This window comes from Pantoea sp. MBLJ3 (assembly GCF_000816655.1).
Taxonomy (GTDB): Bacteria; Pseudomonadota; Gammaproteobacteria; order Enterobacterales; family Enterobacteriaceae; genus Pantoea; species Pantoea eucalypti.
Window position 1 is genome coordinate 94,813 of sequence record NZ_JSUT01000005.1, and the last position, 14,356, is coordinate 109,168.

The window sequence follows — 14,356 nt, forward strand, 5'->3', positions numbered from 1 at the left end:
TCCCAGAGCGAGGGGCATTTTGCGCAACAAAATCACGCTGAGCAACTTTTATAGCAGCTTTTGCGCAAATTTCAGGCAAATCCGGGTCGCCAAAAATTGTGCGCAAACGGTTTCGTCGCGAGGTCGCTTTCTCTATAATACGCCCCGTTTTCCCTGTTGCGCCCAATTTGCGTCGCCCGGCGCCCTGACGAGAGACTTATTAATGGAAATTCTGCGTGGTTCGCCCGCCCTGTCGGCATTTCGTGTAAACAAACTGCTGACCCGCTTTCAGGACGCTCATCTGCCGGTGAGTGATATTTACGCTGAGTACATCCATTTTGCTGATGTCAGTACGCCTTTAAGCGCTGACGAACAGAGCCGTCTGCAACGTCTGCTGAAATATGGTCCCTCTCTTGCTGAACATGCTCCACAGGGTCGTCTGCTGCTGGTGACCCCGCGTCCTGGTACCATTTCGCCCTGGTCATCCAAAGCAACCGATATCGCCCACAACTGCGGCCTGCCACAGGTCCGTCGTCTGGAACGTGGTCTGGCTTTCTATGTACAGGCTCCCCAGCTGACCGAAGCGCAGTGGCAAACGCTGGGCACACTGCTGCACGATCGGATGATGGAAACGGTCTTCAGTGACCTGGCGCAGGCTGAGCAGTTGTTCGCGCACCACACGCCGCAGCCGGTGAAAAGTGTCGATCTGCTGGGTGAGGGCCGTCAGGCGCTGGTGCAGGCCAATATCTCCCTGGGTCTGGCGCTGGCAGACGATGAAATTGACTACCTGGTGGCGGCGTTTACCGCACTGGGTCGTAACCCCAACGACATTGAACTCTATATGTTTGCGCAGGCGAACTCTGAGCACTGTCGTCACAAGATTTTCAACGCCGACTGGATTATCGACGGCGAGAAACAGCCAAAGTCGCTGTTTAAAATGATCAAAAATACGATGGAGAAGACGCCGGACTTCGTGCTCTCTGCCTATAAAGATAACGCCGCCGTGATGGAAGGATCAGAGGTTGGCCGCTTCTTTGCTGACGCCGGAGAGAGCGAGTACCGCTGGCATCAGGAAGCTGCGCACATTCTGATGAAGGTGGAAACGCACAACCACCCAACGGCGATTTCGCCGTGGCCAGGCGCGGCCACCGGTTCTGGTGGTGAAATCCGTGATGAAGGCGCAACCGGTCGCGGCTCCAAGCCAAAAGCGGGCCTGGTCGGATTCTCGGTCTCTAACCTGCGTATTCCTGGCTTTGAACAGCCGTGGGAAGAGGACTTCGGTAAACCAGCCCGCATTGTCAGCGCACTGGAGATCATGACCGACGGACCTCTGGGCGGCGCTGCCTTCAACAATGAATTTGGTCGTCCGGCTCTGAATGGCTACTTCCGTACTTATGAAGAGCAGGTCACCAGCCACAACGGCACTGAGCTGCGCGGCTATCATAAGCCGATTATGCTGGCGGGCGGCATCGGTAACATCCGTGCCGATCACGTGCAGAAAGGCGAAATCACCGTAGGCGCGAAGCTGGTGGTGCTGGGCGGTCCGGCCATGAACATCGGCCTGGGCGGCGGCGCGGCCTCATCCATGGCCTCGGGTCAGTCTGATGCCGATCTCGACTTCGCCTCTGTACAGCGTGATAACCCGGAGATGGAGCGCCGTTGTCAGGAGGTGATCGACCGCTGCTGGCAGCTGGGCGATGAGAACCCGATTCTGTTTATCCACGACGTGGGCGCGGGCGGCCTTTCCAATGCTATGCCGGAGCTGGTCAGCGATGGCGGTCGTGGTGGCCGGTTTAACCTGCGTGACATCCTGAGTGATGAGCCAGGCATGAGCCCGCTGGAAGTCTGGTGTAACGAATCACAGGAACGTTATGTGATGGCCGTAGCACCCGATCAGCTGGCGCAGTTTGAGGCGATTTGCCAGCGCGAACGCGCACCTTTTGCCGTAATTGGTGAAGCCACCGAAGAGTTGCACCTGAGTCTGGAAGATAGCCATTTCGATAATAAGCCTATCGATATGCCGCTGGATGTCCTGCTGGGCAAAACGCCGAAGATGACGCGGGATGTGGTGACGCAGCAGGCGCAGGGCACCGAGCTGCAGCGTGACGGCATTACGCTGGTTGATGCGGTGAATCGCGTACTGCATCTGCCTGCTGTGGCGGAAAAAACCTTCCTGATCACCATCGGTGACCGCAGCGTGACCGGCATGGTGGCACGCGACCAGATGGTCGGGCCGTGGCAGATCCCGGTGGCCAACTGTGCGGTGACCACTGCCAGCCTCGACAGCTATCACGGCGAAGCCTTTGCCCTGGGCGAACGTTCACCGGTTGCGCTGCTGGACTTCGCAGCATCGGGTCGTCTGGCGGTGGGTGAAGCCCTGACCAACCTGGCGGCAACGCAGATTGGTTCGCTGAAGCGCGTGAAACTCTCCGCTAACTGGATGTCCGCTGCGGGTCATCCGGGTGAAGATGCGGGTTTATACGCGGCGGTGAAAGCCGTCGGCGAAGAGCTTTGCCCGGCGCTGGGGATCACCATCCCGGTCGGTAAAGATTCGATGTCGATGAAAACCCGCTGGCAGGAAGGCACTGAACAGCGCGAGATGACTTCGCCGCTGTCGCTGGTGATTACTGCGTTTGCACGCGTCGAAGATGTCCGTCGCACCGTCACGCCACAGCTGCAGGCCGATCAGGACAACCTGCTGCTGCTGATCGATCTGGGCAACGGCGCGAATACGCTGGGCGCAACCGCGCTGTCACAGGTCTATCGCCAGCTTGGTGACAAACCTGCCGATGTGCGTGATGCCACCCAGCTGGCTGGCTTCTTCAATGCGATTCAGGTGCTGGTGGCTGAGCAGAAACTGCTGGCCTACCACGACCGCTCTGACGGTGGTCTGCTGGTGACGCTGGCCGAGATGGCCTTTGCCGGTCACTGCGGCATTGACGTTGATATCGCCTCGCTGGGCAGCGATGCGCTGGCGGCCTTGTTCACCGAAGAGCTGGGTGCGGTGATTCAGATCAACGCCGCCGATCGCGATGCCGTTGAGCGGATCCTGGCCGATCACGGTCTTGCCGCTTCCACGCATCTGCTGGGCAGCGCGCAGCCAGGCGATCGCTTTGTGATCCGTTCCGGTGACAGTGCGGTTTACAGTGAAAGCCGCAATACGCTGCGTACCTGGTGGGCAGAAACCACCTGGCAGATGCAGCGCCTGCGCGACAACCCGGCGTGTGCCGATCAGGAGCATGAAGCGAAGAAAAACGACAGCGATCCTGGTCTCAACGTCAATCTGACCTTTAATCCGCAGGAAGATGTGGCGGCACCGATGATCGCGACGGGAGCGCGTCCACGCGTCGCCGTGCTGCGTGAGCAGGGCGTGAACTCCCATGTGGAGATGGCCGCTGCCTTTGATCGTGCTGGCTTTACCGCCATTGACGTTCACATGAGCGATCTGCTGGCCGGGCGTCGCGGTCTGGAAGCGTTCCAGGCGCTGGTTGCCTGTGGCGGCTTCTCTTACGGTGATGTGCTGGGTGCCGGTGAGGGCTGGGCGAAGTCGATTCTGTTCAACCCGCGTGTTCGCGATGAGTTCGAAACCTTCTTCCACCGTCCGCAGACCCTGGCGCTGGGCGTCTGTAACGGCTGTCAGATGATGTCCAATCTGCGTGAACTGATTCCGGGCAGCGATCTCTGGCCGCGCTTTGTGCGTAACCAGTCTGAACGCTTTGAAGCGCGCTTCAGCCTGGTCGAAGTGGCTGCCAGTCCGTCACTGCTGCTGGACGGCATGGCCGGTTCGCATATGCCTATCGCGGTTTCGCACGGAGAAGGTTTTGTTGAAGTGCGTGATGCGACGCATCTGGCGGCCCTGGAGTCGAAAGGGCTGGTGGCACTGCGCTTTGTCGATAACTTCGGCAAGGTGACAGAAACCTATCCGGCTAACCCGAATGGCTCACCTAACGGCATCACCGCTGTGACCAACGAAAGTGGTCGCGTCACCATTATGATGCCGCATCCGGAGCGTGTTTTCCGTACCGTCAGCAACTCCTGGCATCCGGCAGAGTGGGGCGAAGACAGCCCGTGGATGCGCATTTTCCGCAATGCGCGCAGACAGCTGGGTTAATGTAATACGCTGAAATGAACAGGAGGCCGGTGTGCCTCCTGTTCTTTTTTACGCCGCTGTTGGCAAATGGCGACAAGGGGGATATTGCACTGTCTCTTTATGGCGACATCTATCTCATTGATTTTAAATGAGCGAGTATCCGGGGTGATTTAATGTCGCCTTGTGGAGACACATTGACGCTGTCTGCATCGGACTTTTCGCAGGTGTCATTGGAGCAGCTCGTTCAATCTGCTGAAAAATATAATGATTTATTTTCTGGCATGAAACTTGCTATACTTATGCAGCTGCTCATTCACCTGTTTATGATTGCCCCGCGAAGCGGATAAGAGCTCATAAAGCCCGAATGACGCACCAAACGGAGCCTGCCGTCCACCTGACCGATAATCGCTTGCGTTATCAAACACCGGACGTAACGTTGAGTAAGGCTCCACCCATTCTTACGCGATGCACCACGCGTCGTGACAGCGGCAGGCCATTGAGCCTGCCGTTTTCTTTTGTTTCTCTTTCTGCCCACCACACCTTTCTTCTGCTGTCAGAGTCCGCTAGCATCCAGACAGTAAATCTTAAGGAAGCGTCTGCGTGAAAAAATGGCGTTTATTTCCCCGTTCTCTGCGTCAGCTGGTGTTGATGGCGTTTGTTCTGGTGCTGCTACCGTTGCTGGTACTGGCCTGGCAGGCGTGGGAAAGTCTCTCTGCGTTAAGTGAACAGGCCGCTGATACCAACCGCAACACCTTCACCGATGTGCGCAGAAGTGAGGCAATGGCACGAACGGCAGTAGAGCTTGAGCGCAGTTACCGTCAATATTGCGTGCTGGATGATGCCTCGCTGTCGCGTCTTTATCAGACGCAGTACACCCGCTACAGTCAGATGCTGAGTTCGCATAGCGCCAGTCTGCCTGAACTGCCCGCCTTTCAGACCTTGCAGGCCACTCTGCCGCTGCTGACGCCGCTGAAATGTGATAATGGCAATCCCATTACACCCGCCGCAGAGGCACTGGATCGCTTTTCTGCTACTAACGCGCAGATGGTGCAGGACACGCGCGAAGTGGTCTTTTCGCGTGGCTTACAACTGCAGCGTGAAATCGCCGATCGCGGCCAGTTTTTTGGCTGGCAGGCGCTGATTCTGTTTATCATCAGTCTCGCGCTGATGACGCTCTTTACCGGCATGATTATCGGGCCGGTCAAGCGCATTGAGCGGATGATCAACCGGCTTGGCGAAGGGCGTGAGCTGGGTAACAGCGTGATTTTTCGCGGCCCGCGCGAGTTACGCTCGCTGGGACAGCGCATCGTCTGGCTCAGCGAACGGCTTGCATGGCTGGAATCTCAGCGTCATGAGTTTCTGCGCCATCTTTCACACGAACTGAAAACGCCGCTGGCCAGCCTGCGTGAAGGCACTGAGTTGCTGGCGGATGAAGTCGCCGGATCGCTGAACGCCGACCAGAAAGAGGTGGTCACTATTCTCGACAGCAGCAGCCGCCATCTGCAGCGGCTGATTGAACAACTGCTCGATTACAATCGCAAACTGGCGGATGGCCCGATCCAGCTGGAACCGGTCAGCGTGGCAGCGATCATGGAGGGCGTCGTCAATGCACATGCGCTCTCGGCGCGCGCCAAACTCATGCAGACGGTCGTTAATCTTGAGGTCAGCCACTGTCTTGCTGAACCGACGTTACTGATGCGGGTCATTGATAACCTCTACTCGAACGCCGTGAACTACGGCAGCGAATCCGGTACCATCTGGCTGCGCAGTCAGCAGCAGGGCGATCGGATCTGGATTGAGGTCGCGAATAGCGGCACGCCGATTCCGCCGGAAGAGCAGGCAATGATTTTCGAACCGTTCTTCCAGGGCAGCCAGCAGCGCAAAGGGCCGGTAAAAGGCAGCGGGCTGGGATTGAGTATTGCCAAAGATTGCCTGCGCCGGATGCATGGCGACCTGACGCTGGTCCCCTGTGAGCAGGCTGACGTCTGTTTTCGAATTGAACTGAACACCACTGCCGGGAAAGTCTGACTGATGAAATATTTACCCGCGTTGCTGTTAAGCACGCTGACGACGCTGCTCCTCAGCGGATGTACGACCTCCCCGGCCACCTCATCCCTGTCGTCAGGCCATCAGGTAGCGGAACCCGAGGTCAGCATTGCTGATTATCTGGCGACCCGCTGCAATGATCTCTGGCCGATAGAGAAGAGTGCCGCGCTGGATAATCCCCTTTACTGGATGCGGGCGATCGATTGTGCTGAGCGCCTTTCTCCTGCAGAAGCCAGAGCCGAAGCCCATCGCTGGCCGGCAGAGAACTGGTCGCGCGCCTTTAAACAGGGCGTGCTGATGTCTAATGGCAACGTCACGCCTGTTGAGCGTCGTCGCTATGTGGAAACCCTGGATCGTTACAGCGCTGATTTCCCACAGTCTGTGCGCCCGCTGATTCAGTTGTGGCGCAGCAACCAGACCGCGCAGCTTGACCTCAGTGAGGCGCGCACCCGTTATGTCCATCTGCAACAGAGCAGCGATAGTCAGCTTGAGGCGATACGCCAGCAGATGGTTAAGCAACAGCAGCAGCTCAGTGACACGCAGCATAAGCTGGAGCGGCTGACTGACATTGAGCGGCAGCTCTCATCGCGTAAAGCCCCGGATGTTTCTGACAGCAGTCATGGTACAGCGCTGCCGCAGGATGAGGAGCAATGATGGTCAGACAAGCGGCAAAATTGCTGCTGGTGGATGACGATCCCAGTCTGCTGAAGCTGCTGGGCATGCGTCTTCGCAGTGAAGGGTATCAGGTCACCACTGCAGGCAGCGGACCCGAAGCGTTGCGTCTGTTGCAGAAAGAGAAGATTGAGCTGGTGATAAGCGATCTGCGGATGGATGAGATGGATGGGCTGGCGCTCTTTGGCGAGATCCAGAAGCGCCACACCGGTCTGCCAGTGATTATCCTGACGGCGCATGGTTCCATCCCGGACGCCGTTTCCGCCACGCAGCAGGGCGTATTCAGCTTCCTGACAAAACCGGTTGATCGGGACGCGCTCTACAAAGCGATTGATGAGGCGCTGGCACAACAGGCACCGGTCAGTGATGACCGCTGGCGCGAGGCGATCGTCACCCGCAGTCCGCTGATGCTAAAGCTGCTGGAGCAGGCGCATATGGTGGCGCAGTCGGATGTCAGCGTACTGATTAATGGTCAGAGTGGCACCGGCAAAGAGATGCTGGCGCAGGCGATTCACGCCGCCAGCCCGCGTAACGGCAAGCCTTTTGTCGCCATTAACTGTGGCGCTTTGCCGGAGCAGTTGCTGGAGTCAGAGCTGTTCGGTCACGCCAAAGGTGCTTTTACCGGTGCGGTCAGTGCGCGTGAGGGGTTATTTAAAGCGGCAGGCGGCGGCACCCTGTTCCTGGATGAGATTGGCGATATGCCGCAGCCATTGCAGGTTAAGTTGTTGCGAGTGTTGCAGGAGCGTAAGGTCAGACCGCTGGGCAGCGACCACGATAGTGAGATCGACGTGCGAATCATTTCAGCCACGCATCGCGATCTGCCGAAGGCGATGGAGAAGAAAGAGTTTCGTGAGGATCTCTTCTATCGTCTGAATGTGGTGAATCTGAAAATACCCGCGCTGCATCAGCGCACAGAAGATATCCCGCTGCTGGCCAATCATCTGCTGCGCCAGGCAGCGGAACGGCATAAGCCACAGATTCGCAGTTTTTCCGTTGATGCGATGAAGCGTCTGATGGCCGCAAGCTGGCCAGGCAACGTGCGCCAGCTGGTAAACGTCATTGAGCAGTGCGTGGCGCTGAGTTCATCACCGGTGATCAGTGATGCGCTGGTGGAGCAGGCGTTGAGCGGCGAGAACAGCGCCTTGCCGACCTTTGCGGAGGCGCGTAATCAGTTTGAGCTGAACTATCTGCGTAAGCTGTTGCAGATGACCAAAGGCAATGTGACCAACGCCGCACGTCTGGCTGGACGCAACCGCACGGAGTTCTATAAGCTGCTGTCTCGCCATGAACTGGATGCCAGTGATTTCAAAGAGTAGCGGAGGCTGCGACGTAATACCGGCAGGTTGCCTGCTCAGGCCCGAATCAGAATGGGTGCGGTCAGCATAATCTGACAGCGCTTGCGGCAACCTGAAGAATCCCGGATATTACCGCCCGACAGCGCCAGCAACATTTATACTTGATAAACCCTCTGACCATGGAGGGAGTGAAAAAGGGTCTGACATGAAAAAGATTGATGCGATTATCAAACCATTCAAGCTCGATGATGTTCGTGAAGCCTTAGCGGAAGTCGGCATCACCGGGATGACCGTGAGTGAAGTAAAGGGCTTTGGTCGCCAGAAAGGGCATACCGAGCTGTATCGCGGCGCAGAGTATATGGTCGATTTCTTACCTAAAGTGAAAATCGAGATGGTGGTGGGCGACGATATCGTTGATACCTGCGTCGAGACCATTATGCGCACCGCGCAGACCGGCAAAATCGGTGACGGTAAAATCTTTGTCTTCGACGTGGCGCGCGTGGTGCGTATCCGTACGGGTGAAGAGGATGAAGAGGCGATCTGATCGTCTTTTTATCAGCGATTAATCAGTATAAAAAGGCCCGCGTTGCGGGCTTTTTTATACCTGGAAATCGGATGAGGTCTACTGTGAGATCAAGCCAGCTCAGAGAACCCGGTCAGATCGGAAAGACGCAAAACCCGCCATCCATGGCACGCTCGGCCCGCGCGATTACGCACCTCGTCCCTGAGGTGCGCCCGTAAACGGGCCAACGCGTTGCATTGTTCAAAAACGCTCCCGGCGTTTTTAGTACGCACCTCGTCCCTGAGGTGCGCCCGTTGCCGGGCCAACGCTTTGCGTTGTTCAAAAACGCTCCCGGCGTTTTTGTCCATGGCGCGGGACGCTTTCCTCTTCTGCCCGAGTTCCCTTCGCTTTGAAGTTGTCTGTTGCTGCCTGAACTTAGTAGCAGATTTACATCCCTTTGTGCGGGCCAAAAAGTTCGTAATGAATGCGTGCATCTGCCACGCGGGCATCGCGCAGTTGCGCCACCACATGCTGCATAAAGGGTAGCGGTCCACAGAGATAGAAGTGGGTATCGGATGACGCTAACCGTGCAGCCATTTTGCTGATATCCATCAGCCCCTGCGTGTCATAGCGACCTGCATCTTCAGCAGCGGGATCGCGATACCAGACCTCGCTGATGAAATCGGCGAGCTGCGCGCCAGTGGCACCGACTTCCTCGCCAAACGCATGCTGTTTGCCGTTCTCTGCGGCGTGCAGCCAGCTGACCGGCGCGCGATGTTCACTGGCTGCCAGTGAATGCAGCATCGCCAGCATCGGCGTCTGGCCCACGCCCGCAGAGATGAGCGCGACTGGCGTGCCAGAATCGACCTCCAGGAAGAAGTCGCCGTGCGGTGCGGCGAGCATCAGCTCATCGCCCACTTTGCCATGCTGATGCAGCCAGCCGGAGACCGTGCCCTGCGCTTCGCGTTTCACCGCAATACGATACGCTTTACCGTTGCTGAGATGCATCAGTGAATACTGACGAATCTGGTGATGCTCGAAGCTGGCAGGCTGCAGGTGTACTGTCAGATACTGACCCGGCTTAAAAGCGGCTACCGGGCCGCCATCCACCGGCGTGAAGGTAAAGCTTTTAATGACCTCGCTCTGCTGCTCAACTGCGCTGATGCGAAACGCTCGGGTGCCGCGCCAGCCGCCGGTTTGCTGCGCTGTGGCCCTATAGATCTCTTCTTCCCGATTGATGAACACATCCGCCAGGACGCCATAGGCCTGGCCCCACGCAGCCAGCGCCTCGTCACCGGGATTCAGCAATTCTTTGATGGTCGCCAGCAGATTTTCACCGACGATGGCGTATTGGGCAGGCTGAATATTCAGGCTGGTGTGTTTCTGCGCGATTTTTTCTACCGCAGGCAGCAGCACGGCCAGATTCTCCAGATTCGCGCCATAGGCGCAGATAGCGTTGAACAACGCTTCGCGCTGATCGCCATTGCGCTGGTTATTCATATTGAAGACGTTTTTGAGTTCAGGGTGGTGCGACAGCATACGGTCATAGAAGTGTGCGGTAAGCTTTGGACCGCAGGCGGCTATGGCAGGCAGCGTCGATTTAACGGTGGCGATGGTGTGTGCATCAAGCATATCAATGGCCTCTTATTAAACATGTATTTTAAATGCATGTTATAGCCGCCTTGCCTGTGGTGTAAATAACCCGGGAAACTTTCTGGCTCCCCATGTGGCAACTTTTTGGTGCATCAACAGACGCCGCCGTCACATCGTTGAGAAAAAATGTGACGGCTGAACAGGCTAAAAAGGTGTAAAAAAGCGCTGCCAGTCGCCAGCCAATCGTTTGCGTAAAAAGAGGCGGTTCACCCTACCTTCACCTGTTAAAACGGTTTACACTGTTGGCCTTCGCCCCTGAAGGGGGGTAAATACCGTCAGAAAGTTAGCTGAGTCAGGAGATCCGGATGTTAAAGCGTGATATGAACATTGCCGATTACGATGCCGAGTTGTGGCAGGCAATGGAGCAGGAGACAGTGCGTCAGGAAGAGCACATTGAACTGATTGCTTCTGAAAACTACACCAGCCCGCGTGTTATGCAGGCACAGGGTTCTCAGCTCACCAATAAATACGCTGAAGGCTATCCGGGCAAACGTTACTACGGCGGCTGTGAGTACGTTGATATCGTTGAGCAGCTGGCGATTGACCGCGCAAAAGCGCTGTTTGGTGCTGATTACGCTAACGTGCAGCCACACTCAGGGTCTCAGGCTAACTTCGCTGTTTATACGGCGCTGCTGCAGCCGGGCGATACCATCCTCGGGATGAACCTGGCGCACGGTGGACACCTGACTCACGGCTCACCGGTTAACCTGTCTGGCAAACTCTATAACGTGGTTGCTTACGGTATCGATGAGACCGGAAAAATCAATTACGACGAGCTGGCTGAACTGGCGAAAACCCACAAGCCAAAAATGATCGTTGGCGGCTTCTCAGCTTACTCTGGCGTCTGCGACTGGGCGAAAATGCGTGAAATCGCGGATAGCGTGGGTGCCTGGCTGTTTGTCGATATGGCCCACGTTGCCGGCCTGATTGCCGCAGACGTTTATCCAAGCCCGATTCCCCATGCGCACGTCGTGACCTCCACCACCCACAAAACGCTGGCGGGTCCGCGCGGTGGTATCATTCTGGCTAAAAACGGCGACGAAGATTTCTACAAGAAACTGAACTCTGCTGTCTTCCCTGGCGGCCAGGGCGGTCCTCTGATGCACGTTATCGCGGGTAAAGCGGTTGCCTTCAAAGAGGCGATGGAGCCGGAGTTCAAAACCTACCAGCAGCAGGTGGCAAAAAATGCCAAAGCGATGGTTGAAGTGCTGATTGAGCGTGGCTATGACATCGTTTCCGGTGGCACCTATAACCATCTGTTCCTGATCGATCTGGTGAGCAAAAACCTGACCGGTAAAGAAGCGGATGCCGCGCTGGGCCGTGCCAACATCACGGTTAACAAGAACAGCGTACCGAACGACCCGAAAAGCCCGTTTGTGACGTCGGGTATCCGTATCGGCACACCTGCCGTTACGCGTCGTGGCTTCAACGAAGCAGACGTGCGTGAGCTGGCTGGCTGGATCGCTGATGTACTGGATAACGTCAATGACGAAGCCACCATTGAGCGGACCAAAAAGAAAGTCCTGGATATCTGCAGCCGTCTGCCGGTCTACGCTTAATCGCTAACCTGTTGTAAGACAGCACAAAAAGGATGGCAATTGCCATCCTTTTTTATTGCCTGCTCCGCAGTGCTCTGCCAGAGTAACGCCTGTTTATGCTGCCTGGCAGCAAACTTACTGGAGGGAATATGGCAATCGGCTCCGCCAGATGGCTCGGATTGGGCTACTTCACTTACTTCTTCTGTTACGGCATCTATCTGCCATTCTGGGGCGTGTGGCTGAAAGGTACCGGCCTGGATGCTGAAAAGATTGGCCTGCTGCTCGGGTGTGGCATGGTCGCGCGCTTTGTCGGCAGTCTGCTTATCGCTTCTCAGGTCAAAAATCCATCACGGTTGATTACGGCGCTGCGCCTGCTGGCGCTGATGACCTGTCTGTTCGCCGCCGGTTTCTGGGTGGGCGAGCAGTGGATGTGGCTGCTTACCGTGATGATTGGCTTTAACCTCTTTTTTTCACCGCTGGTTCCGCTCAGCGATGCGCTGGCCGCCACCTGGACACAGCAGATTGGGCTGGCATACGGGCCGGTCAGGCTGTGGGGCTCGCTGGCCTTTGTCATCAGCTCGGCGTTAACCGGCGTGCTGGTCAGCGCCTGGTCCTCAAACGCAATTCTGATGCTGTTATCCATTGGCGTCATTTCTATGCTGGCGGGCATGATGCTGACACCCGTCACACAACCGCAGGGCCATGAGCGACAGGGCCCTGCGGGCGGTGGATGGCAGGAGTGGCGGGCGTTGCTGCGTGAGAACGCGGTATGGCGATTCATGCTCTGCGTGACACTGCTGCAGGGTGCACACGCTGCCTATTATGGCTTCAGTGCTATCTGGTGGCAGGAGAGCGGCTATTCCGCCTCGACGGTGGGCTATCTCTGGTCGCTGGGCGTGGTGGCAGAGATTGTCGTCTTTGCCATGAGCAACCGGCTGTTCCGCCGCTGGAGCGCGCGCGATCTGCTGCTGCTTTCGGGCATCTGCGCGCTAATTCGCTGGGGTCTGATGGGGGCGACAACGGCGCTGCCGCTGCTGATTGTGGCGCAAATTCTCCACTGTGGCAGCTTCACCGTCTGCCATCTTGCAGCGATGCGATTTATCGCCGCGCGTCAGGGGGCGGAAGTCATCCGACTGCAGTCGCTCTATTCCGCGCTGGCGATGGGCGGTGGCATTGCGATAATGACGATGATCTGCGGCGTGCTGTTCGCCCATCTGCAGGGGCATCTGTTCTGGGTGATGGCACTGGTGGCACTGCCCGCGCTGTTTCTGCGGCCCGGCTACAACTCCAGTAAATAACGAATACGCTGCTGATGGTGTAACGTCAGCGGCAGTTCCGCATGCACCAGCGGCGGAGAGTAGAGTGGCAACGAGGTCGGGTAGGGCGAAATGATGATGTCGACATCACGTGGCGCGCCCTCCCGCTGAAACAGTTTCACGTCCTGATAGGTAATATTAATTGGCAGCAGCGTGATCTCACGAATCTGCTGTTCTACATCCTGTTCCAGATCGGCGTCGTCGCCGGTCAGGATCAGCACCTGCTTTTCCTGCAGCGCACTCTCCTGCATCAGCCAGGCGCCGAAAATAATGGTAATTAAACTCACCTCTTCCGGTGTAAAAGCGATGCGGTAGTGCTGCTCAAAAGCCTGCAGTGCCTGCTGAGTGGTGCGAAGCAGACGCGGATAGAGGCGGCTGACATCCAGTGCCACGCTATTGTCGATACCGATATTGAAATGGGTACGATCCAGCGCCTGCGCCAGATGCGGATAGAGCTGGTGCAGCAGTTCATTGCGGTCAGCAAAGGTAATCCCGGCACAGGCTTCAAAATCATCAATCAGTTGCTGAGTCGCTTTCATTAACTGCTGTTCAGCAGGATGCGCAATCGCGTCCACGACCGGCGTATGTATCTGGCTGAACAGCAGCGTCCAGAAATCCGCTTCACTGACGGGCGGAGCAATATGGCAGCGTTTGCGCCAGTGGTAGATCACATCCTCAGCGGCCTGCCGCTCAGGCTTCTGCTGCAGCCAGAGACATTGCGCCTCACTGAACAGCACCGGCTGACGCTGGCACAAGCCATACTTCATGAATATCTGCAGAAACAGCCGGTCACGTTCGCTGAAGTCACGCTTCAGGCGCAGGCTACAGTGCTGAATCAGTGCCTGTAAATTGGTCTCATCCCACAGCGCTTTCTCAATCTTCATGACTTTCAGGCGCTGACGCAGAGGCGCGGCAAAATGTTCGCAGACGAAGTCCTGCGATAAACGCAGACTGCGTCGCAGGTTATGCAGCAGACAGAGGCGCCGATCCAGCTCAGTTCCATGAAGACGAAAGCTGCCATCTACCATCTGATGCAATTCCAGCTGGTGATATCGCTGTATCTCATGGCCCACATCCGCGATATCCTGTCGGGCAACGTCAGGATCGACGCCATTCAGCTGGCAGACTTTTTCAAGCGTAAGCAAAGGTGTCGGCAGAAACAGCAGCAATAAAAGATGGCACTGACGCTGTGAACGGGAGAAGAGTGGTGCCAAAGGGGTAGCAGAACTCATCAATCAGATTTCCAGCAGGCTATTTTGAGCTAA

At 56.8% G+C, this 14,356-nt stretch carries 9 protein-coding genes; 7 read left to right on the forward strand and 2 right to left on the reverse strand.

What is annotated here, in order from left to right; all coding sequences use genetic code 11:
• The first annotated feature begins 202 nt into the window (after window positions 1-202).
• The 5 genes from purL (at window position 203) to glnB (ending at window position 8,626) form a co-directional block, all read left to right on the forward strand.
• The gene (purL, locus tag NP77_RS06910) at window positions 203-4,090 is read left to right on the forward strand and encodes a phosphoribosylformylglycinamidine synthase (protein WP_039659519.1); all 3,888 of its coding nucleotides are present in this window, start codon (window positions 203-205) and stop codon (window positions 4,088-4,090) included.
• A gap of 579 nt (window positions 4,091-4,669) precedes the next feature.
• The gene (locus tag NP77_RS06915; protein ID WP_039659520.1) at window positions 4,670-6,097 is read left to right on the forward strand and encodes a HAMP domain-containing sensor histidine kinase; all 1,428 of its coding nucleotides are present in this window, start codon (window positions 4,670-4,672) and stop codon (window positions 6,095-6,097) included.
• Between the two features lie 3 nt (window positions 6,098-6,100).
• Window positions 6,101-6,769 (forward strand): two-component system QseEF-associated lipoprotein QseG, encoded by a 669-nt coding sequence (gene qseG, locus NP77_RS06920; protein WP_039659521.1) that lies wholly within the window; start codon window positions 6,101-6,103, stop codon window positions 6,767-6,769.
• Entirely contained in the window at window positions 6,769-8,103 is a 1,335-nt protein-coding gene (gene glrR / locus NP77_RS06925) for a two-component system response regulator GlrR (protein WP_003848633.1), read from the forward strand. The genes qseG and glrR overlap by 1 nt, the downstream gene beginning before the upstream one ends.
• Before the next feature lie 184 nt (window positions 8,104-8,287).
• On the forward strand, window positions 8,288-8,626 hold the full coding sequence (gene glnB / locus NP77_RS06930; RefSeq protein WP_003848647.1) for a nitrogen regulatory protein P-II: 339 nt from the start codon (window positions 8,288-8,290) through the stop codon (window positions 8,624-8,626).
• Between the two features lie 405 nt (window positions 8,627-9,031).
• Here glnB and hmpA read toward each other — a convergent pair whose 3' ends face one another.
• Window positions 9,032-10,216 carry an NO-inducible flavohemoprotein gene (gene hmpA / locus NP77_RS06940; RefSeq protein ID WP_039659523.1) on the reverse strand — a complete coding sequence of 395 codons (1,185 nt, stop codon included), beginning with the start codon at window positions 10,214-10,216 and terminating at the stop codon, window positions 9,032-9,034.
• A 326-nt stretch (window positions 10,217-10,542) separates the two neighbouring features.
• Between hmpA and glyA the strand changes: the two genes are divergently transcribed.
• Window positions 10,543-11,796, forward strand: coding sequence for a serine hydroxymethyltransferase (gene glyA, locus NP77_RS06945; protein WP_003848651.1), 1,254 nt, complete (start codon window positions 10,543-10,545; stop codon window positions 11,794-11,796).
• A 128-nt stretch (window positions 11,797-11,924) separates the two neighbouring features.
• Entirely contained in the window at window positions 11,925-13,073 is a 1,149-nt protein-coding gene (locus tag NP77_RS06950) for a 3-phenylpropionate MFS transporter (protein WP_039659524.1), read from the forward strand.
• Here the strand turns inward: NP77_RS06950 and csiE are convergent.
• Entirely contained in the window at window positions 13,055-14,323 is a 1,269-nt protein-coding gene (gene csiE / locus NP77_RS06955; protein WP_039659525.1) for a stationary phase inducible protein CsiE, read from the reverse strand. The two genes, NP77_RS06950 and csiE, sit on opposite strands and share 19 nt — an antisense overlap.
• Between the last annotated feature and the right edge of the window lie 33 nt (window positions 14,324-14,356).